This is a genomic window from Flavobacterium sp. YJ01 (assembly GCF_029320955.1).
GTDB lineage: Bacteria > Bacteroidota > Bacteroidia > Flavobacteriales > Flavobacteriaceae > Flavobacterium.
The window spans coordinates 4,554,062-4,576,555 of record NZ_CP119757.1; the positions used below are offsets into that span (position 1 = coordinate 4,554,062).

Consider the following 22,494-nt stretch of genomic DNA (forward strand, 5'->3'; position numbering starts at 1 on the left):
CGTTTTAATTTGAAAAAAATTATTCAAACAATTCCTTAGGTTCTTCATCTTCCGATTCACCTTCAATAAAATCCAATTCTAATGCTTTTACACTCTGAACAGCATTTCCAGCAATACCGCGAATTGAGCCGTACATTCCTAAAGTATTATGAACCACTTTTTCGATTTGTTTTTCGCGCTGTTTCCAGATTCTTTGCATCGCTCTTTTTTCAGAATCTAAGTCGCTTTGCATTTGCGTAAAGCCTTCCACAATTCCTTCGATTTGTAAACGAAATTCGTTGCTAGTCAAGAAATCATATAACATTGACATTTTATCGCCTTTGTTTTCTTGTGCTTGAACTGCTTGATTTATCTGAATTAAAGATTGACGCAAAACGGCGCTTAAACCTTTAAATTCTTCATAAGTACAAATCCATATTCCGTCTCTCATGCCCATTCTTTCCATTCCAGACGGCATTACTTCTGTAACCAAAACTCCAATATTGGCTCTTTTGGTTCTAATATCATTTTTAAATTTTTCAATCCACGAAGGCTGAAAAGCTTTTGTTCTTTTACTTTCGTAATAAATCGAACCGCAATTTTGATGCTCGCGTGTGTTTACAATCTGAAGACAATCGGCGCCATTTGCACCTTTTTTAACTTCGTCAATGCTGTCAAGAGGAAAATTATTTGCCAACCATTCTTCAATAGCCAATTCCATTACTTCGCCTTGCAATTGCATAGAACCTTGTTCTTGCTTGCGTTTCATTTCTTCAGTTAATTTTTTTTGTTCTTCAAGCTGTTTTTGAAGTTCTTTAAATTTCAGTTCGTTTTTATCGTCTTCTTGTTTTCTAATTTTTTCACGTTCCAAAGTCAGTTGCACATTCAATTGCTTTTCAGCTTCTGCTTGAATCGCTTCTTTCATTTCCAGTTTTTCGCGTTGTAATTTTGCGATTTCGCCTTCCATTTTATTTAATTCTCTGATTTTTTCAGACTTTTCAGAAAGCTCTTTTTCCATTAAAAGCAAACGATCTTTGTTTTCTTCTTCTAATTTAGCTTTTAGTTTTTCAGAAATTTCCTTTTCGGCTGTTTTTTTCTCGCGCTCTAAACGTTCAGCAAAAAGTTCGTTTTCCTGCTTTTTCTTTGCTTCAAATTCGGCTTTAGCTTTTTCAAACTGCTCATTTTTAAGCTCTAATTCCTTATTTTGAATGGTAGCTTTTTGTTGAAATTCTTTACGAATACTATCTTCCAATTGATGTTTTAAGACATCATTTACGTCGATAGGAGTTCCGCAGTTTGGACACTGAATTGAAGATTGCTCAGCCATTTTTTATTGAAATTTTTATTGTAGAATTTGAATTTGCTAAGATATTTAAAAGTTCTCTTTTTATAGTGTGGATTTCTGTACTAAATTGTAACGATTTTTTGTTATGACGAAATGCATTGTGAATTTGTTTCTCGCAAAGTCGCAGAGGCACAAAGTTTTTATTTTACGCAGATTTTACGCAGATTTTATGAGATTTAGCAGATTCCGCAGATATTTTCTGGAGATTTCTCCTTCGCCGAAATGACAAAAATGAGAGAAAATACTCTTAATCTTTTTAATCTGTGGCAAAAAAACTTAGCGTCTTTGCGGCAATAAAAAATCAACGGCAGATTGTGTAATCTCAGAATCATCTTCTTTTGAAATTATAATCGAAACATTAGTATGAAGATTCACTTTTTTCAATTCGATAAAACCAATTTCAGAATCTTGATTGTTTTTGGCAATGTTCGACGGAACAATCGAAATTCCTAAACCATTTTTGACTAATTGCACAATTGAATTGATGTTATTCGCTTCGTGAATAATCTTCGGTGTAAAGCCATAAAAAGCGCAAAGCTCCAATAAAACTTCGTGATAATGCGGCGCGTAATCTTTGTTGAAGAAAATAAATGTTTCGTCTTTCAATTTTAAAATATCGTTTTCTGATTTTATCTGAACAGATTTTTTATTGTAAACCAATGAAAATCCGTCTTTAAACCAAAGATGTGATTTTATTTTGGGAGATTGTATTGGAGATCGAATAATCCCCATTTCTATTTTTCCCTGTTCTAAAGCATCGATTTGCTTCGTTGTTGAAATCTCAAAAAGTTTAAAATTTACGTATGGAAATTGCGCTTTCAGATGTTTGATTAAATCTGAAATTATAGAAGAATAAATCGAACTTATATAAGCAATTCTGAACTCGCCCGAGACGTTCTCTGCTATTTTTTTTGTTTTTAATGAAATGTGTTCCAAATTCTGAAATAGAGATTTAACTTCTTTTTGGAAATATTTTCCGGCTTCTGTTAGTTCTACTTTTTTATTATTTCTAATGAAAAGTTTTGCCTGAAGTTCATCTTCCAATTCAGCAATCTGACGGCTTAATGGAGGTTGGGAAATAAAAAGTTTTTCTGAAGCTTTGGTAAAGTTCAGTTCTTCGGCTACAGCCAAAAAATATTTTAAATGACGTAATTCCATGATACTTTTAAAGTATTATTAATTGATAAAAATAGTATTTTTAAAGTATTTATTAAAAAGATAGTTTTGATTTTAAGTTAAATGTTAGAAGTTAAAAGTTAAAAGTGAGAGTTCTAACGAATAACCTATAACAAAAAAACTTATAACTTTTTAAAACAAAATAATTCTCTCGCAGATTTATCGGATAAGGCAGATTATTAATTTTAGATAAATCATCTTAATCATAATAATTTCCAATCATATAATAGCAAAAAGATTAACTCAATCTGCTTTGTCTGCGAGAGATAAAAAAAACAAAGACATGAAAAAATCAACTATTGAAGAAATCAAAGAACGATTTGACAATGATGTCGAACGATTTTCTAATTTAGAAACGGGACAAGTAGCAACAATTGATGCTACAATCTCTTTAGAATTAATAACTGAAGCTTCAAAACGCATTGTTCCGAATGCAAAAAGCATCTTAGACGTAGGTTGCGGCGCTGGAAATTATACTTTAAAAATGTTGTCTAAATTATCAAATCTAGATTGCACTTTAATCGATTTGAGTTTGCCAATGTTGAATCGCGCTTTTGAAAGGGTTTCAGCGGAAACCAACGGAAAAGTAGAAATAAAACAGGGCGATATTCGCGAAGTAGATTTAGAGGAAAATAGTTTTGATATTATTTTGGCTGGAGCAGTTTTGCATCATTTGCGTGATGATAACGATTGGGAAACGACTTTTACTAAATTGTTTAAATTATTGAAACCTAGCGGTTGTTTGATGATTTCTGATTTGATTACGCAAGACACAGAATTATTAAACGAATATACTTGGCAGCGTTACGGTGATTATTTGGAAGGAATCGGTGGGGAGGACTACCGTCAGAAGGTTTTGGATTATATAGAAAAAGAAGATTCTCCGAGATCTATGAATTATCAATTGGATTTAATGAAAAAAGTAGGTTTCTCAAAAGTCGAAATTTTGCATAAAAATATGTGTTTCGGTGCTTTTGGCGGAATTAAATAAGTTTTATTTGCCACGAATTGCACGAATTTACACGAATAATTTTTTTACTTAGAAAAGGAAAATTAGTGTAATTCGTGGCAAAAAAAAACTATGCATGAGCTGGCATTGGATATTTGTTTCGAAGATCGAAAACTAATTCTGATGCTCCGTTTTTTTGAAGATAATCTAATTTCTCAACGGCTTCTTCCGTAGTTGGAATATGTCCTTTTGGAATCCACCACATGGCAGTATGCGTTTTTCCGAATTTGTGAAACCATTCTTTTCTTCGTCTTAGAAATTCGCTGTGAAAAGTTTTATACATATAATGTTCCAAAGTTTCTATGTTTTCCCAAACCGATACATTGATAATAATCTGTTCATCATTGTACGGATTCAAACTTGTGGCGTTGTAACTATCGTCTTTTAGTCTCCAGACAAAACCTTCGCTTTCTTCAGCAAGAATGTTTACAGCATCTAAATTATCTACAAATTCTTTCATGATAGGATCGTTGATGTCGATACCTTTCATTTTAGCAATATTGATTTCGGCAAGATGATAATTGCTCATAAAAATATATGTTTCTGAATTTTAGGCAATTTAGCTTTTTTCTGAATATTGTATAGGATTTTTCGCCATGAATTACACGAATTGAACTAATTTTTATATTATCAATTAACAAAAACAATTCGTGAAAATTTGTGTAATTCGTGGCAAACAAAACTTATAAAGTCTGTGCAGTTTTGTAAACCTGAATTGGACTAGAAACAAGCGTTTCTGTTTTTTTAATAAAATCTTGAAGATAAGATTGGCTGTTGTGTAAATCTAAACCTGGCTGATCTTTCCATTCTTCCCAAAGAATAAAAACATTTTCTGAAGTATGTAAATCGTAACGGATACATGCAGTTTCTTTTCTAGTTTCGGTTACTAAATGCGTCAGAAGGTTCTGAACTTCAATTAGATGCTCTGGTTTACTTTTTAAAATTGCTGTAATTGAGATCATGATTATAGATTTTTAAAAGTTTGCTCTAAGTGTTTGGTATATTGTTCTTTAAAGGTAATAATATTTTCTGTTGTTGCACCTTTTTCTACATCATGAAAATGAAATCCGTTTATTTTTTCCATTCCAGTGAATTTGTTCATTTTGTGGAAACCAAACATTACGCCGTCATCAACAGAGGTTTCATCGAAAAATTCTCCTGGAAGCGTAAAAGCAGTTGCAGGTGCATTCCAGCTTGTAGTCAACATGTATTTGCGTCCGTGCAGGAGTCCGCCAGTTCCGTAATTAATATCTGGATTTACACGACTTCTTCCGTCACTTTTATAAATTCCGTTGTTGTGTCCTTGCGTGAAAACATCATCGATGTATTTTTTGAAAAGGTTTGGCAATTGAAACCACCAAACTGGTGTATGATAGATAATTAAATCTGCCCAAACGAATTTTTCAACTTCTTTCTGAAGATCAATTTGGTCTTCGATGTGAGTTGTTTTTATTTCGTAATTATTATTTTTAGAAAGAAATTCAAGAGTCCAATCTTGAACGGTTTTGTTGAATTGACCTCCTGAATGTGCGAATTTCTGTCCGCCGTTAATTATAAATATTTTTTTCATTTTAATAGTTGTTTCTTATGAAAATGGATGCGTGAGGGATAGCAGTGGAAATCCTTTTGTGTCTCGTTTTTTAACGATACACAAAAGATTGGAACGAATAGCCCGGTTCGCCGCGGCGAAACATGCCCAAATTCTAAATTATTTAATTATTTGAGATTTTTTTTAAACACATAGAAACATAGGTTTTTCTTTCTTGGAAAAGAGAATGGAAAGAAACTAGTTTCTAACACATAGTTGACACAATCTTGTCATTTCGAGGAACGAGAAATCGCACACGTTGCTCGCCAAAGATGGGCGACTTAGTTTGCGGAGTTCCTGGTGTGATTTCTCCTTTCAGTCGAAATGACAAGATTGCGTAGACTATGTTCATTTATGCAAGTGAAACGCCTTTGAAGACAAAGTAAAACTATGTTTCTATGTGTTTAAAATTTTAAAAAGAGAATTATTTTATTTTAGCAATTGCCTGATTAATAAATTCTAATTCTGAAACTGATAAATCGAAATCCATAGTTTTGGCGTTTGAAATGGCTTGTTCTGCGTTTCTTGCTCCAGCTAAAACAATTGCGATTCCTTTTTGTAAAGTTGTCCAGCGTAAAACCAATTGTGAAATTGAAATGTGTTTTGAATGTGCTAATGAACTCAATTCTTCGATTAGAGTTTTTACTTGCTGTAAATCGAATTTTCCGAAATAACCGTTTCTGTGATCGTTTTCTTTTAATTTACTGTCTGTGAAATATTTTCCAGTTAATAAACCTCTTTCCATTGGACTATAAGCAATGATTCCGATGTTTTCTGAAACTGTAAATGGAATTAAATCTGTTTCGATTGCGCGGTTTAACATACTATAAGCTACTTGATCTGAAGCTACTTGAACTGTCTTTTGTGCTTCATGAATTTGTGCAACATTATAATTGCTTACTCCAAAAGCTCTAATTTTTCCTTGTTGAATTAAAGTTTCAACCGCTTCCATTGTTTCAGAAATTGGAGTTGTTGAATCTGGCCAGTGAATTTGCAGCAAATCAATATAATCGGTTTTAAGACGTTTTAAGCTTTCTTCGATTTCTTTGATTACATTTTCTTTTGATGAATATTTGTAAATCGGAACTTTTTTGCCATTATCGTCTGCATCAAAGAAGAAATCACCTTTTCCTTTGTTGCTACCGTCCCAAACCAAACCAAATTTTGTAAGTAATTGAATTTTAGAACGATCGTAAGGTTTTATAGCTTCACCTATCATTTCTTCACTTAAACCAAATCCGTAAAAAGGTGCGGTGTCTATTGTTGTAACTCCGTGATCAATAGAAGCCTGAACAGATTCTATAGAATCTTGCTTTTCTGTTCCTCCCCACATTGTTCCTCCAATGGCAAAAGCGCCGTATGTTATAGCTGATAATTCTAATTCTGAGTTGCCTAATTTTCTATATTCCATGATTGTAATTTTATTTTGATTAATTTGACGAGGCAAAATTATACCATTTTTAATATTCTTATTTGGTATATATTTGTCTTTTTTAGGTATATTTGCATCTTCAAATAAATTGAATTATGAAAAAAGAAAACTTATACGAACCTTTTACGGTTTCTTTTGAGACGCTGAAGGAATATCCAGATGTTGGAGATCGTCATAATTTTTTTGAGCTGGTTTATATTTTAGAAGGAACAGGAAGACAGTGCATTAATAAAAATATTTTTGAATACGATCCTGGTCATTTGTTTTTATTAACGCCAGAAGACTGTCATAATTTTACGATTGAAACTCAAACTAAATTTTTCTTTTTGAGATTTAATGATATTTATTTGAAAAATTCGAGTTTGCAGAATGAAAATATCCAACGATTGGAATATATTCTTCAAAATGCCAATCATCAACCAGGTTGTATTCTTAAGAATGATCCGGATAAATGTTTGGTAAAAGTGATGATTGAAGCTATTTGCCGTGAACATCAGGATAAAGATGTGTACAATCAGGAATTGATTCAGCAATTGGTAAACACGCTTATTATTATTGTGGCTAGAAATATTGCAAAGTATCTTCCAGAGCAGGTTACAATAAGTACAGAAGCAAAGGCAATGGATATTCTGCAATATATTCAGAATAATATTTATTATCCAGAAAAGATTAAAGCAGAATCGATAAGCGATTATTTCGGAATTTCGAATACGTATTTAGGGCGTTATTTTAAGAAACATGCTAGCGAAACGATGCAGCAATATATAAGTAATTATAAAACAAAACTGATTGAACATCGTTTGCAATTCAGCGATAAGCGTATCAATGAAATTGCTTATGAATTTGGATTTACGGATGAAAGCCATTTTAATAAGTTCTTTAGAAAACAAAAAGGATATAGTCCGTCTGAGTTTAGAAAGACGATTCGGTTGAGTGCTTAAAAACACGGATTTCACTAATTTGCACGAATTTTTTTTGCCATAGATTTCACGGATTAAAGGATTTTTTAATCTGTGGTAATTCGTAACTCAAGCGATAGCAAACGGGCGAAGCAAATTTGTGTTTTTAAATAATCTTTTTAATTACACGAAGTTTATGAGTATGCTTGTTTAATTCAGGGTTATAAATTCCAGTGTGGTCTAAACGGTCAATGCGGACTTTTCCACTTGCGTGAATGATGTAATTATTGTCCATTATAATACCAACGTGAGTAATATTTCCTTCATCATTATCAAAAAAGGCTAAATCTCCAGCTTCACATTCTTCGATAAAACTTAACGGATCTCCTTCAAGTGCTTGTTGAGAAGCATCGCGATGAATTTTGTAGCCGTTTAATTTGTAAACCATTTGAGTAAAACCGGAACAATCAATGCCAAAAGGTGTTTTTCCTCCCCACAAATAAGGAGCATTCAAATACATAAAAGCGGTTTTTATCAAAGCGCTTTTAGGTTTTATGCCACTAGTTTTGGTTCCTTCAAAATCAAAATTCGAAGTATTGATTTCGCTATTATTCAAAAAAGATAAAGAAGCCCCAAGCGGAATAGGAAGTAATAAATTATCTGGTGCAGTTATGTAGTCAATCAAATCGGCATTTAAGATAATGGCTTCTTTGCTTAACAAGTTAAATTGCTGTTCAGTAATAAGTTGATATTGCTTAGAATCTACCCAGCCAATATAGTCGTCAAATTGAATTCTTATCTTTGCCCATTGATTTTGGCGCTCTAAAATTTCGATATGTTCTCCAAACAAAAGTTGTGTAACGATTTCACTTCTGTCACTTGGTTCAGACCGAACAGGTACTATAGCTAAATTACAAATTCCGAACATTTAAGGAAATTTATTAGTTTAAAAATTAGGAGTTGCAAAGGTTTTACAGCTCCTAATTTTTTATGATATTTATTTAGGCTCTTTCAATAACAATTGCAGATGCTCCACCGCCACCGTTGCAAATTGCAGCAGCTCCAGTTTTTGCATTGTTTTGTTCTAAAACATTAAGTAAAGTTACAATAATACGCGCTCCAGATGCTCCAAGAGGGTGTCCTAAAGAAACTGCACCGCCGTTTACGTTTACTTTCTCGTTATCTAGGTTTAAGATTTTTGCGTTAGCTAAGCCAACGACAGAAAAAGCTTCGTTGAATTCAAAATAATCAACATCTGAAATTGAAATCCCAGCTTTGTCTAAAGCTTTTGGAAGCGCTTTTACAGGGCTTGTTGTAAACCATTTAGGCTCTTGTGCAGCATCTGCGTAACCTTTTATGTAAGCCAAAGGTTTTAAGCCCAATGCATTTGCTTTTTCTTCAGACATTAAAACCAAAGCAGCCGCTCCGTCGTTTATTGTAGAAGCGTTTGCAGCAGTTACAGTTCCGTCTTTTGTAAAAACTGGAGCTAAAGATGGAATTTTATCTAATTTAACATTAGTGTATTCTTCATCTTTAGAAAATATAATTGGTTCGCCGCGTCTTTGTGGAACTTCTACGGGAACAACTTCGTTATCAAATTTTCCAGCATCCCAAGCTTTTGCGCTTCTTTCGTAAGATTGAATCGCGAAAGCATCTTGTTCTTCACGGCTGATGTTGTATTCAGTTGCACATAAATCAGCGCAAACTCCCATTGCGTTGTTGTCATAAGCATCTGTTAAACCATCTTTTTGCATTCCGTCAAGCATAGTTGCAGGGCCAAATTTATTTCCAGCACGCATTTGTACATAATGAGGAATCAAGCTCATACTTTCCATTCCGCCCGCCACTACAATTTCAGCGTCTCCGCATGCGATCGCTTGGGCAGCAAACATAACAGCTTTCATTCCAGAAGCACAAACTTTGTTAACAGTTGTAGCGGCAACTTCTTCAGACAAACCAGCAAAAAGCGCTGCTTGACGAGCTGGAGCTTGTCCAACACCAGCCTGAATTACATTTCCCATGAAAACTTCATCAACTAATTTTGGGTCTAGGTTAATTTTTGAAAGAGCTCCCTTTATAGCGGCAGCGCCTAATTTTGGTGCAGGTACGGTAGATAACCCTCCCATGAAACTTCCGATAGGTGTTCTAACGGCAGAAACGATAACAACTCTTTTGTTCATTTTCTGTTTAATATTAGTTATAAAGCAAATTTACTCTTTATTTGAATAAATTCAAATTTTGTATAGAATAGGGTAGATTTTAAATTTGAGTCAATTTTTTGTTAATTCTATTTGTTTGATTGTGAAGTGGTTTTGAAAAAAGATAAAAAAAAACTAAAAAAACTCAAAAAAAAGCTTGTGAGAAAAGGAATGTTGTTATACATTTGCACTCGCAAAACGGAAGCAATTCCTTGAGCAAGGAGAGGTGCCAGAGCGGTAATGGAGCAGATTGCTAATCTGTCGACGGGTAACCGTCGCCAGGGTTCGAGTCCCTGTCTCTCCGCTTAAATTTGCCTCGGGGTGTAGCGTAGCCCGGTTATCGCGCCTGCTTTGGGAGCAGGAGGCCGCAGGTTCGAATCCTGCCACCCCGACAGAAACTTTGCCATAAAGTTTAAAAAGAAATGGTTCCATAGCTCAGCTGGATAGAGCAACGCACTTCTAATGCGTAGGTCGAAGGTTCGAATCCTTCTGGGATCACAACAAAAGCCACTCATATCGAGTGGCTTTTTTGTTTTTCATATTTAGCTGTTTTTGAAATATGCTTAAAACATATAATAGACGCGGCTTGTGGCTTATAATTGCAACCCTTCTGCGTTTACGATACCTCCAAAATGGATTCGTCATTTTTGGAGGTATTTTTATATTCTTTTTCTTGAGTATTTGTCAATATTCTTATTTTGACTAAGTAAGGTTAAAAAACTTTTCTAAAATAATGTTCTCTTTTGCAGAAGGATAATAAAGAGATAAGCCTATTAGTTAGGTGTTTTTATGAACCAGCTCAAAAGGATATTGGCAATAAAACATTATTGTTGATTTAAATATTTAATGATGACAATATTAAGTGCAGTCTTTTTTTAATATTGTAGTATTTTTACTTACTTTTGGATCGTATTGATTTAACAGTTATAGTAATAATCATTAGTTAAAATCATTAAAATTCAAACTGCTAACAACAAAACCACTCAAAAAGAACATGAATTTCATAAAATTAAGCCGATATCTTTCAGTAGATCTAGATCAAAAGATACTATCGCAATTTTTATTGTAGAATCTGCAATCTACAATTTTGCTTATCTAAAAAAAATCTCACAACAAATGCATTTTCTTTCTATTTCTCAATAAATAGAATAGAACTATAATGCCTTTTTTCCAAAAAACCACAACCAATTAATGAGACAAACAATTCTAGTAGTATGCTGTTTTCTTTTTTTATCAAATGCTTTACAGGCACAAATATCAGGCACAGTTAAAGGATATGTAACAGATACCATAAACAAATCTAGTCTAAACGAAGCATCAGTCTCTTTGTTAAGAGCAAAAGATTCTGTTTTAGTAAAATTTACTCGAGCTAAAGAAAATGGTTCTTTTGAGTTGAATAATATTAAAGCTGGTAAATTTATTTTACTAGTTTCTTATCCCAAATATGCTGATTTTGTAGATCAATTTTCTGTTGATTCCACCAAGTTAATCAAAGATTATGGTAAAATTAATTTGGCTGATAAAGGAAGAATATTATCCGAAATAATTATAAAAGGCAATAGAGCCGCTATGAAAATCAAAGGAGATACGTTAGAATTTGATCCAAAAGCATTTAAAATAGAACCTAATGCAAAAGTGGAAGATCTGATAAAACAATTCCCAGGAATACAAATTGATAAGGATGGAAAAATTACCGCTCAAGGCGAAACTGTAACCAAAGTTTTGGTTGATGGTGAAGAATTTTTTGGTGATGATCCTACTTTAGTTACAAAAAATCTACGTGCTGACATGGTTGATAAAGTGCAATTGTACGACAAAAAAAGCGATCAAGCCGCTTTTACAGGAATTGATGATGGTCAGAAAACAAAAACGCTGAATGTTAAACTTAAAGAAGACAAAAAAAATGGTCATTTTGGGAAAGTAGAACTTGGAGGAGGGACCGATAATTTTTACAAAGGCCAAGCCATGTTTAATAAGTTTTGGGATAAGAAAAAATTAGCAGCTTATGGCATTTTAGGCAACACAGGGCAAGTAGGATTAGGATGGGGAGATAAAGATAAATATGGCCAAAGCGGTTATCAAGTAACTGATGACGGCGGTATTTATTTCTCAAACAATGGAAATGATGAATTTGATAGTTGGGACGGGCAATTTAATGGTGAAGGAATTCCAGTGGTTCAAACTGGCGGAATACATTTTGACAATAAATGGAACAAGGATAAAGAATCTATCAATGCAAATTACAAAATTGGCGACATCAAACTTTCAGGAAATCGTAATGATATTAACCAGCAAAATTTAAGTTCTAGCAGCATTTATAATGCTTCAGACAAGAATTTTGAAAAAAATATGACTAAAAATAAACTTGATCTAGCTTATGAAATTAAAATTGACACTACTTTAACTTTAAAATTAAATGTAGATGGATTGTTTAAAAAGAGCAATTCCAGTGACGCAGAAATGCGAAAAGGTACTGAAGAACAAGGTAACCAATTGAATAATTTGAAACAGACAAATAATAATAATGTTGATGATAAAGCATTTAATATAAATACTTTATTAACCAAAAGACTTAAAAAGACGGGCCGAACATTATCTCTTAATCTAAGCCAATCAAGCACAAATAGTAAAAGTGATGGTTACTTAAATTCTAGGGCTGAGTTTTTTACACCATCTGTAATTAGTCCGGATAGCACTAAAGTAGTCGATCAGAATAAAGTCAATAATATTAGCAATACAGCTTTTAAATCAAATTTAATCTATACCGAACCGTTATCCAAAAGTTTATCTTTAATTCTTAATTATGGATTCAACATCAGTAATGGAAAAGCGGATCGTAAATCTTTTAATCAATCTTCAAATGGTGATTATAATGTTTTGGATTCCATCTTTAGTAATAATTATGAATTAGACCAAACAATAAACCAGGTTGGAGCGATTTTTAACTACAAAAAAAATAAAACTGTTTTTTCTTTTGGCTCTAAATTTAGTGGTGTAAACTTTAAACAATATGATGTTTATGCAGATAGTTATTTTAAGCAAAAATTTGTTAACTACATGCCTCAGATAAGCTATCAGTATAATTTTAAACAAAGAGAATCGCTTCGTTTGTCGTATAACGGAAATACCGATCAGCCGACATTAGATCAGTTACAGCCTATCCGAAACAATGAAAACCAATTAAATACAATTGTTGGTAATCCAAATTTAGATCCTTCTTTTAGAAATATTCTTAGAGGTAGTTATTACTCCTACAAAGTGCTCACCAATCAATATTTTTCGGTTAACGGATCGTATAATTTTACAATAAATCCAATAATAAGTAATGTGGTTACAAATGATAGAGGAGAAAGTATTTCCCAATTTGTAAACCTCGAAAACAAAGCTTCAACAAGTTATTATTTGAACAGTAATTTTGGCAAAACAATCAAAGCAATTGATATGACAGCAGGAATTGGTTTAAGCGCCAACAAAAATGTAAACTATAATTACATCAATACAAAACTGAATAAAACTAAAAATTCAACTTACTCCTTTAATTTAAACTTATCAAAGTATAAAGAGAAAAAATATAATTTTAATACCAGCTTCGGACCTACATACAACGTTGCCGATGCAAGCATCAATGAAAATAGTGATAGTAATGGTTGGGGGTTTAATGGAAATTTCTGGACCAGTGTAGAGTTACCTTTCAAACTGGAAATTAGTACAGATGGTAATTATCAATATAATGGAAAAACGCAAGTGATTCAGGAAACTTTTGAACGTTTTATCTGGAATGCATCTATCACCAAGAAATTCTTAAAATCAGATAATTTAAGAGTTTCTATAACGGGAAGAGATCTTTTGAACCAAAATGTAGGATTTAATCGTTCGGCTTATAATGGAAACATCAGCCAAAGTACTTATACGACTATCCAAAGATACTTTATGTTCTCTGTAAGCTGGGATTTCAGCAAAATGGGCGGAGGAGAAATTAAACAAAACTAAAACCATGAAAACAATAATAAATCGCATCTTAATTTTAATAATTGTATTGATAAGCTGCAATACTTTTGCACAAAATGAGCACTTTGTACAAAATGGCGTAATCGAATTTGAGAAAAAATCGAATATGTATGCTTTGATTACAAAAAAAATAAAAGGAGAAACTGATAGTTATTATCAAGCTGCTTTTGAAAGTTATAAAAAAAACAATCCGCAATTTAAAACTACAAAAAGCATTCTCAGTTTTTCAAAAAACAAGAGTTTATACAAATGGGAAGAAACCAATCAATCGGCAAATAACAACGCTTGGATTGCAGATGATGCAATGGCTAATTTAAAAAATGTTATCGCCACAGATCTTGATACGCAAACCAGTATTACACAAAAAAATGTTTACGATGATTTATACTTAGTTAAAGATAGCTTACGCAAAATTGACTGGAAAATTACGGATGAAACCAGAGAAATTGCGGGCTATGAATGTCGCAGAGCAAATGCCATAATTATTGATTCTGTTTATGTTGTTGCTTATTATACCATTCAAATTCCATTTTCAGGAGGTCCAGAATCTTTTACAGGCTTACCCGGAACAATTTTAGGCTTGGCTATGCCGCATGAAAATATGACATGGTTTGCCACAAAAGTTACTGAGATTCCGGTTTCTGACAAAGATTTAGCTCCACCAATTAAAGGCAAACCGACAGACAATAAAGGACTAAACAAAATACTTTTGGATGCTTTGAAAGACTGGGGAAAATGGGCAAGAAAAACATTGCAAGCTTACTCTTTATAGCTAGCTACTAAAACTATGTATAGTCATTAGAAATGAAAATTAGCCTAAATAAAAGTTTTTGTATTGACCGATAGTGAACTCTAAATTTGGAAGTATTATGAAATTTAAACTTTTTTTTGCTATTGCAACTTTATGGACAGCAGGTTGCTTCGGACAGGAGGTTTCTTCAAACAAAGTATTTAAAGAAATAGCTTTGGTGAACGGGATCGAATTTACAAACCCGAAATACAATCAGCCAAAATTCAGTTGTGGCTTTCTTGTAAAATATAATAATGAAACATTTTCTGTTACAGCAAAACATATACTTAAGATTATTAAGCCCGAGGGAATGACAACTCTGTCGTTGGAAAACTATATTAAAAATTGGATATTATACCCTTTAAACAATAAGTCCGAAATTGTAATTTGTGATAAATTATTAAATGAAGACAAGTCTGAGAAATTGGAAGCCAAGTCCACTTATGACAATGACTGGCTGGTATTTTCCATAAAAGAAAACTCTACCAATATTATACCTTTAGAAATAAGAAAGACTCCTTTAGTTCAGGGAGAAAAATTATATGTTGTAGGCTGGACCAGAACGATGGAAAATGGACCGCAAAGGGTATATGAATTTGAATATTACAAAACAATTTCAAATCGAATTTTATTAAAAGATATTCTTGTGCCTGAGAAATTCGGAGGACTTAGTGGAGCTCCATTAGTAGATGAAAACGGTTTACTTGTCGGGATTGTCTCAAATGGGACAGTTGATCCAGATTCAAATAAGAAGTTTTTCTCGCCATGTTCGGTAACGAATTTATTAACTTTTATTCAGAATATAAAGTAAGATAAATAATAAGTCTGTCATGTAAAAGCGGTTGGAGGTATTTATTTAATTTTCAAATCGCTTTCTTTTTTAGATTGAATTTGTAGCCTCATTCTCATCAGTCATATCTATTGTTTTTGGATGTAGGCTCACCAGCTGTAAAACGATTGCAGTAATAACAACAAATAACAGCAGTACAAAAACGTGTCTCATGCCTCCATTATCTGCGGCTTTTCCTAAAAACTCTGTGATAACAGCTCCGGCAGAAATACCTGCAAAATTCATAATTCCATATCCTGTAGCTCTGTAGCGGGGAGCAACAAACTGGCAGAGAATAGGCATGTTGTTGGTGTCGTATATTCCAAATCCAAGTCCAAAAAGGACCGCGCCAAAAACAATAGCGGCTATGTCACAGCAATAGCCAAATAAAAACAACGCCGGAATGGTAAGAAACAATCCGATAGCGCTGGTGTAAATTCTTCCTTTAAGATGTTTCATCACCCATCTGTCTGAAATTGCGCCTCCAATTAAAACGCCAAAAAAGGAAGACATCGAAATGGTTACCGTTGCAATTGGTCCTGCCATAGACATGTCTAAATGTAAAGTTTCAGTAAATAAAGTGGGTAACCAGTTTTTGGCCGCCCAACCCGGTAAACTTGGTGCAGAGAAATAAAAAAGCAAAACCCAAAAGGAGATATTACCGAACAATATTCCCAATCCTTTGAACATTTGTTTGAATTCATTGCGGACAGATGACTTTTTTGTGGGATCTAAGAAATAAGTTTTCTTTTCTTGTATAAAAAATATAAGTATTAAACTGTAAAGTACACCAAATAAACCTACGGAGTGAAAGCTGAAATGCCAGGAAAAATACTTAGAAATAGTGGCTCCAAAACCGCCGAGTGCCTGTCCTAAATAAATTCCGGTGGTATGAATTGCAATTGCAAAAGAGCGTGTTTTTTCCTGATGGTAATCTGCAATTAAGGATAAGGCAGCAGGAATATAAAAGGCTTCGCTAAAACCCATAATGCCACGCAGAACATAAATCTGATTGAAAGTTGTGGCATAACCCATCGCCATAGTCACCCCAGACCAGATAAAAAGACTGCCTATGATGATTCTTTTTCGGTTAAATCTATCTGCTATAATTCCAGAAACAGGGCTCATCAGCGCATAAATCCAAAGGAAAACAGCCATCAAAAGGCCGAAATTTTCAGCTTTAGCCAATTCAGGAATGTCATCCATCATTGCTGATTTCATAGTAGAAAGCATTTGTCGGTCTAAATAATTCAATAAAGCAACAAACCATAGCAGGCCAACAACAATCCATGGATAGGATTTTCTTTCATTCAATTTTGCAATCATTCTCTTTTTTCAAAATAAAGGCCGAATATACGAATTCAGACGCAACATAAAAGAATTGTTTTTTCTATGTTATTTCTTTGCTTACATAAAGAGCCACGGTTGTGCCGTAAATCAAAAAATCTTAATTAAAAAAACAATAAAGGCCATCTAAAATTTAGACAGCCTTTAAAAACTAATTAAAATAAAAAATAAAAAAATCGATAAGAATATTATAAACCGGAATCTGGAAATTGGTTTATAAGAGATTCTTATTTTGCTTTCATTAGCACTTGTACACTGTTAGATTTTTTTAAAGCATTTACGGTAAATTCTTTTAAATCTTTTGCTGTAATTGTACTTAATGTATTTTTAAGAAGTTCAATGTCAAGAGGAGTTTCGTCGTTGCGAACGTAAGAAGTTAGCGCACTTAGCCAGTAACTATTTTCTTTTAACTGCTCCTGATTATTCTTAATTATAGATTGTTTAATGTCTTCTAGCATATTTGCAGGAATGTTTTCTGTTTGCACTCTTGCCAATTCTGCGTGTACAATTTTCACCAAGGCATCTGCTTTGTCAGGATTACAATCAAAATTGATTTCTAAAGAAAATAATGGAGTAGGAGATTGCGATAAATTGGCTCCAACCTGAACACCATAACTGCCGCCTTCTTCTTCACGAATTGTTTCCAAATAACGTTTCGTAAGCCATTCAGAAACCATATAACTCAGAATTTTATTCTTTTTAGAATACACAACATCTTTGTTTTCTAAATGAAGATAAACCGTTGTTTTTGGCGTATCCATTGTTCTAAAGATCGTTTTCTCAGTTTTTCCGTCTTTCATATAAATTTTATGATCGACGTATTTTTCTGTTTTTGAAGTTGAAGGAAGATTTCCTAAATAGGTATTAATTAAAGCAATATCTTTTTCAGAAATGCTTCCGACGAATAAAAAGGTAAAATCTCCTGCATTAGAAAAACGTTCTGAGTAGAATTTCTTCGCTTTATTCAAATCAAAAGCATTGATGAAATCCTGATTCAATGCCCAATTTCGTTTGCTGTAATTGGTGTTTAAAACCGAAATCGTATCGTTTAAAGCTTTTTCATTGCTGTTGTGAGCATTATTTAGTTTGTTTTGATATTGCTCTTTTATTTTATCAAAAGTAGTCGAATCAAATCTCGGATGCTGGAAATATAAATAAGTCAGCTGCAGTAAAGTTGTTAAAGATTCTTTGTTGCTGCTTCCGTTAAAACCTTCATATAAACCTCCAATATACGGACTAACACTTGCTGTTTTTCCAGTTAGTTTCTTTTTTAAATCGGTAAATTTATAATCCCCCAAACCAGAATAAGACGCCACAGCCGTTGCAATTTGTGCCGACGGAAGTTCTTGCCAATCTACAAGTGAATTTCCTCCAGCGCTGTAAGCTGAGAACAGAATTTGGTCTTTGCTCAATGTCGTTGGATAAATAACCACTTTTGCGCCGTTTGCAAGCGTATATTCTTTCGCATTCGCGAATGCTTTAATGTCACTTGTTTTTACAATTGCTTTTTCTGTCAATTGTTCTTTTACTAGTGAAGCTGTTAATTCTTCTTCTTTATAAGGTTCCAATTTGCTGTTGGAAATGCTTTTCATCGCATTCCAATAATCATTTGCTTCAGGGAATTTTGTTGCTGCATCTTCTGGAGCAGAAACCGATAAGATTAAATTTTGTTTAGGTTCTAAAGCTCTGAAAACAGTATTAATCTGTTCTAAAGTAACTTTATCCAGAAAGTTATTCATCCATTTGTATTCTTCGTCCATCGTCATTACAGGATTGGCTTCTAAGAAATACATTTGCAATTGTTCTGCCCAAGATCCGTTGCTGATTTTGTCTTTATTTGCCAGACGATTGTCATAACTGCTTCGCATTTTGGTTTTTAAACGATCTAATTCCTGTTGCGTAAATCCGTTTTGAATCGCTCTTTCATATTCTCTGTAAGCTTCTGAAAATGCTTCTAAAAACTTTCCTTTTTTTGGTGTAATGTTTAGCGAAAATTTACTTGCTAACCTAGAAAGGTTATTGTTAGAAACTCCAAAAGATAAACCTGCTGTTTCATTGTTAATGATATATTCTCCAAAACGAATATTCATCAATTGCATTGCCAAGCTTTCTTGCATGCTTTTTGTCATTTCGGCTTCATCTTGAACCAAAGGTTTTGACTGAGTGTGCGAAAGTGAAATTCCCGAACGCTGTAATTCTTTGTCTGTTGCCAAAACATAACGGTTTTCTTTCTGCACCGGAATTTTTTCGTATTCTCTTTTGTTGATTTTCTTTGGGGTTGGTATCGAACCGAAAATCTCCTTAACCCTTTTTTCGATTAAAGCCGTGTCGATGTCCCCTACGATCACGACCGCCTGATTTTGCGGTTGATACCATTTTTTATAATAATCTCTTAATACTTGATATTTGAAATTATTGATGACATTCAAATCTCCGATTACATTTCGTTTTGCATATTTTGAACCTTGAAAAACCACTTTATCAATTTTTTCTCCCGCTCTGTAATCTGCGTTTCTTCTCGTGCGCCATTCTTCACGAATTACACCTCTTTCCGCATCAATTTCGTTATTTGCCAAAAGCAAAGAACCAGACCAATCGTGCAACACATACATGCAAGAATCCAATAAAGTTTTATTGTCCGCTGGAACATTACTGATATTATAAACCGTTTCGTCATAAGCCGTATAAGCATTAATGTCTTTTCCAAAAGAAACACCTTGTTTTTCGAGCATGTTGATGATTCCTTTTCCTTTAAAATGTTCTGTTCCGTTAAAAGCCATATGTTCTAGGAAATGCGCTAATCCGTCTTGATCGTCGTTTTCTAGAATTGCTCCAACATTTTGCACGAAGTAAAAATCGGCTCTGTCTTTTGGCCATTCGTTATGCATGATGAAATATTGCATTCCGTTTGGAAGTGTTCCGTGCTTAATTTCTTTAGGCAGTGGAAAAGTGGTTTTAAATTGCGCTGAAACTTGAGTTAGACACAAGAAAAGTAAATGCGCTACAATTAATTTTGCTTTCATTGTTGATCGTTATTGTTCTTTTTTTTGATTGAATTTTAGTTTGAAAAGGGTATAAGAAGTCCTTGCTGTTTATTTGAAGGTTTCGTGAGAAACCTTCAAACAACAGTTTTTTTTAACACATAGAAACATAGTTGACAGACTTATAAAAAGGCGTTTCACTTGCGTTAATTCACATAGTATTCTATGTGTGGAAGCTAGCTTCTTCTTTGCCCTCAAAAGAAAAAGATGAAAAATCTATGTTTCTATGTGTTTAATAATTTTAAATTAAATTACATCCAGTCTGGTTTTGCTGAACCTTTTAAGTAGTAATCAAAATATTGCTGCATTTTGAGCGTCCAGTCTTTTCTGTTGGCAGCGTCGTCTAAAGTATGTCCTTCTTTTTTGTAATTCACCAATAAAGCAGATTTTCCTAAACGACGAAGCGCGAAGAATAAAGATTGTCCTTCCTGATAAGGAACTGCACGGTCGTTATCATTATGGAAAATCAAAATTGGTGTTTTAATGTTTTTAGCAGAAAATAAAGGCGAGTTTTTAATGTATCCGTCAAGGTTATCGTGCATCGAACTTCCCATACGATATTGATCGGCTTCGTATTTAAACATAGTCGAAATACCGTTTGATCGCATTACAGGATAATTGGCAGTAAAATTACTTACTCCAGAACCTACAATAGCACAAGTAAAAAGATCAGTTTTAGTTGTTAAGAAAGAAGTTTCGTAACCTCCAAAACTGTGTCCTTGAATTCCGATTTTACCTTTTTCAGTAATGCCGTTTGCAATTAAATATTCAACTCCGCTCATTACATCATTGTAAACGCTGTTTCCAACATCGCCGTAAATATAATGTACGTCTGGCTGAAAAACGATATAACCTTGACTAAGATAACTTGGAATATTAATATTAGAAGAACTCACTTCTGGCAATTGATACGTATTAAAATCGGTTGTATGTTTTTCGTAGAAATGAACAATTACAGGATATGTTTTTTTACTATCGTAATTGTCTGGAAGATATAGATTTCCTTGATTTTCTTTTCCGTTAAAGCTTTTCCAAGTCAATACCTTTGCAGTTCCCCAAGCATATTCTTTTTGTTGCGGATTGATATCTGTCATTCTAGACTGTGATCCAAAACTAGAAGTTCCCCACCACAAATCAGGAAAAATAGTATAGCTTGATTTTGAAAATAAAACACTCGAATTATCTCCAGAAACGGCTTCAACGCGAACATTGTAATCTGGATTGGCAAATATTTTTGTTACCGAATTATTGTTGATTAATCTGTAAACGCCATTGGATTTATGATCGAAATCAAAACCAACTAAAGTAACTGTTTTCTTTTGATCTAAATTACCAATAAAACCTTCTTCACCATAGCGAAGTTCAACTTTGTTTTTTCTTCCGTAACCTTGACTCAGAGAATAAGCCTTTTTTTGATTCGTAAGATCGATTGCCCACAAATCAAACTGATCGTATAAAACTACCGTATTTCCGTTATTTAACCAGCCTGCAATTCCGTAAGCAGTATTAGCAGATTTCATGTCTACGTTTTCGTCTGAAACCGGAAAAGGAATTTGCGAACTAATGTTTTTAAACTGCATTGAATCTGAATCAAATACAGTCCAAACTTTTTGCTTTTCATCATACATAACCGCAAAACTTCCTTGTGGATTCCATGAAATACCTCCAAAAACACCTGTAAGCACTTTGGTTGATTTTCCTGTTTCTGCATCTATCCAATAAATATCGCTTCTTTCGTTAAAAGTCCAATCTACTTCAACTGTATAAGGTTTTTTATCAATAGCAAAAACTCCTTTGAAATTGCCAGATTCTGGAATTAAAACCTGATCAAATTCGCCAGTTGAAGCTACTTTTATAACTTTTTTATTTTGAATGTCATAAATGAATTTTTGTTCACTTGGAAGCGTTTTAGAACTTCTCAACAATTCCTGTCTACGTTCCATAGTTCCTTGATTCGATTTCCATATTTCAACATTTGATTTTGCAATCTGAGTATTTTCAGGACGTTTGTTCGAATTTACCAATAAAGAAATAAATTGAGCATTTTCGTTTAAACCATAAGCGGTTTTTGAAATCGAAAAATTAGGATCGTTTAAAGCAATTTCATCATAATTGAATAAAGCTTTCGTCGAATTCGTATTCAAATTGAAATAATAAACCATATTGAAGTCAGAACTGTTGCTTCCTTTTAAAGTAAAAGTTCCTCCGTTTTCTTTATCATTTAATTGAAAATCTCCAAAATCAGAAGCTTTTCCGCTGTAAACTGTTTCTTGTTTTCCACCGATTGTTCCGTGCTTTAGAAATATTTGATCTTTTTCAACTTGTAAATACACAATCGACTTGTTCTTTAAAAAACGAGACGATTTAATATTGTTTACAAAAATACTGTCGTTGCTTTCTAAGTTATAACAAACCAAACGTTGTAAAAAGATTTGGCCTTTTGGCGTTTCTGGACGCGTGTAATATAGAAAATCAGTTCCTTCAAGCGGATTCGTGTAATGCTTGCTTTTCCAAAGTTTTTTTGCTCCTGTTTTTAAATTTTGCAAAAGTGTACTGTCGTTTTTGCTGTACTGAATCCAGTCTTTTTTCCCGATGAATTTTAAATCGCTAATATTCTCCAAAACCAAACGTTTTCCTTTTGGAGCTTCCTGAATAATAATCTGTTTATTGTTTTCTTTTTCTTCATCTTGAAAAACGGTAGTGTAAGACATCCATTTTCCATTGTAAGATAAAGCTTTAGAATTAATTCTTTTCCAAGATTGATAAGCCGATTCGTCTACTGCTTTTTTCTGAGCTGATAAACTATGCACACTCAAAGCGAGTGTACATAGTAAAACTATTTTTTTCATATTT

At 33.4% G+C, this 22,494-nt stretch carries 16 protein-coding genes and 3 tRNA genes; 8 read left to right on the forward strand and 11 right to left on the reverse strand.

The features are described 5' to 3' along the window. Positions 1–19 precede the first annotated feature (19 nt). Positions 20–1,306: a DUF2130 domain-containing protein gene (locus P0R33_RS19905; protein WP_276172910.1), complete on the reverse strand. Its 1,287-nt coding sequence runs from the start codon at positions 1,304–1,306 to the stop codon at positions 20–22. Positions 1,307–1,600: 294 nt separating this feature from the next. Continuing rightward, on the reverse strand, positions 1,601–2,482 hold the full coding sequence (locus P0R33_RS19910; RefSeq protein ID WP_276172911.1) for a LysR substrate-binding domain-containing protein: 882 nt from the start codon (positions 2,480–2,482) through the stop codon (positions 1,601–1,603). A 244-nt stretch (positions 2,483–2,726) separates the two neighbouring features. On the opposite strand from P0R33_RS19910, the gene P0R33_RS19915 reads away from it, so the two are divergent. Beyond that, positions 2,727–3,491 (forward strand): methyltransferase domain-containing protein, encoded by a 765-nt coding sequence (locus P0R33_RS19915; protein WP_346429614.1) that lies wholly within the window; start codon positions 2,727–2,729, stop codon positions 3,489–3,491. Positions 3,492–3,579: 88 nt separating this feature from the next. Here the strand turns inward: P0R33_RS19915 and P0R33_RS19920 are convergent, their stop codons facing one another. From P0R33_RS19920 to P0R33_RS19935, 4 genes are all read right to left on the reverse strand, one after another. Beyond that, positions 3,580–4,038 (reverse strand): DUF3291 domain-containing protein, encoded by a 459-nt coding sequence (locus tag P0R33_RS19920; RefSeq protein ID WP_276172913.1) that lies wholly within the window; start codon positions 4,036–4,038, stop codon positions 3,580–3,582. Positions 4,039–4,192: 154 nt separating this feature from the next. After that, positions 4,193–4,471 (reverse strand): putative quinol monooxygenase, encoded by a 279-nt coding sequence (locus P0R33_RS19925; protein WP_276172914.1) that lies wholly within the window; start codon positions 4,469–4,471, stop codon positions 4,193–4,195. A 2-nt stretch (positions 4,472–4,473) separates the two neighbouring features. Then, positions 4,474–5,079 (reverse strand): NAD(P)H-dependent oxidoreductase, encoded by a 606-nt coding sequence (locus P0R33_RS19930; RefSeq protein WP_276172915.1) that lies wholly within the window; start codon positions 5,077–5,079, stop codon positions 4,474–4,476. Between the two features lie 442 nt (positions 5,080–5,521). After that, the gene (locus tag P0R33_RS19935) at positions 5,522–6,508 is read right to left on the reverse strand and encodes an aldo/keto reductase (RefSeq protein ID WP_276172916.1); all 987 of its coding nucleotides are present in this window, start codon (positions 6,506–6,508) and stop codon (positions 5,522–5,524) included. Positions 6,509–6,624: 116 nt separating this feature from the next. Between P0R33_RS19935 and P0R33_RS19940 the strand changes: the two genes are divergently transcribed. Continuing rightward, the gene (locus P0R33_RS19940; protein ID WP_276172917.1) at positions 6,625–7,470 is read left to right on the forward strand and encodes an AraC family transcriptional regulator; all 846 of its coding nucleotides are present in this window, start codon (positions 6,625–6,627) and stop codon (positions 7,468–7,470) included. A gap of 124 nt (positions 7,471–7,594) precedes the next feature. On the opposite strand, the gene P0R33_RS19945 is transcribed toward P0R33_RS19940, so the two are convergent. Both P0R33_RS19945 and P0R33_RS19950 read right to left on the reverse strand, forming a co-directional pair. After that, entirely contained in the window at positions 7,595–8,356 is a 762-nt protein-coding gene (locus P0R33_RS19945) for a C40 family peptidase (protein WP_276172918.1), read from the reverse strand. Positions 8,357–8,429: 73 nt separating this feature from the next. Further along, positions 8,430–9,608 carry an acetyl-CoA C-acyltransferase gene (locus P0R33_RS19950; RefSeq protein WP_276172919.1) on the reverse strand — a complete coding sequence of 393 codons (1,179 nt, stop codon included), beginning with the start codon at positions 9,606–9,608 and terminating at the stop codon, positions 8,430–8,432. Positions 9,609–9,846: 238 nt separating this feature from the next. Here P0R33_RS19950 and P0R33_RS19955 point away from each other — a divergent pair. The 6 genes from P0R33_RS19955 to P0R33_RS19980 all read left to right on the forward strand — a co-directional run bounded on the left by P0R33_RS19955 (position 9,847) and on the right by P0R33_RS19980 (position 15,235). Continuing rightward, positions 9,847–9,930: transfer RNA gene (locus P0R33_RS19955), tRNA-Ser, on the forward strand. A gap of 13 nt (positions 9,931–9,943) precedes the next feature. Next, positions 9,944–10,018, forward strand: a tRNA-Pro gene (locus P0R33_RS19960). A gap of 32 nt (positions 10,019–10,050) precedes the next feature. Then, positions 10,051–10,124, forward strand: a tRNA-Arg gene (locus tag P0R33_RS19965). A gap of 693 nt (positions 10,125–10,817) precedes the next feature. Then, positions 10,818–13,616: an outer membrane beta-barrel family protein gene (locus P0R33_RS19970; RefSeq protein ID WP_276172920.1), complete on the forward strand. Its 2,799-nt coding sequence runs from the start codon at positions 10,818–10,820 to the stop codon at positions 13,614–13,616. A 4-nt stretch (positions 13,617–13,620) separates the two neighbouring features. Next, positions 13,621–14,406, forward strand: a complete 786-nt coding sequence (locus P0R33_RS19975; protein WP_276172921.1) for a GLPGLI family protein — start codon at positions 13,621–13,623, stop codon at positions 14,404–14,406. Positions 14,407–14,503: 97 nt separating this feature from the next. Continuing rightward, the gene (locus P0R33_RS19980) at positions 14,504–15,235 is read left to right on the forward strand and encodes a trypsin-like serine protease (protein WP_276172922.1); all 732 of its coding nucleotides are present in this window, start codon (positions 14,504–14,506) and stop codon (positions 15,233–15,235) included. Between the two features lie 69 nt (positions 15,236–15,304). On the opposite strand, the gene P0R33_RS19985 is transcribed toward P0R33_RS19980, so the two are convergent. The 3 genes from P0R33_RS19985 to P0R33_RS19995 all read right to left on the reverse strand — a co-directional run bounded on the left by P0R33_RS19985 (position 15,305) and on the right by P0R33_RS19995 (position 22,490). Then, positions 15,305–16,579 (reverse strand): MFS transporter, encoded by a 1,275-nt coding sequence (locus tag P0R33_RS19985; protein ID WP_276172923.1) that lies wholly within the window; start codon positions 16,577–16,579, stop codon positions 15,305–15,307. Between the two features lie 248 nt (positions 16,580–16,827). Then, positions 16,828–19,623: an insulinase family protein gene (locus P0R33_RS19990; protein WP_276172924.1), complete on the reverse strand. Its 2,796-nt coding sequence runs from the start codon at positions 19,621–19,623 to the stop codon at positions 16,828–16,830. A gap of 269 nt (positions 19,624–19,892) precedes the next feature. Next, on the reverse strand, positions 19,893–22,490 hold the full coding sequence (locus P0R33_RS19995; protein ID WP_276172925.1) for a prolyl oligopeptidase family serine peptidase: 2,598 nt from the start codon (positions 22,488–22,490) through the stop codon (positions 19,893–19,895). Positions 22,491–22,494: the final 4 nt, after the last annotated feature.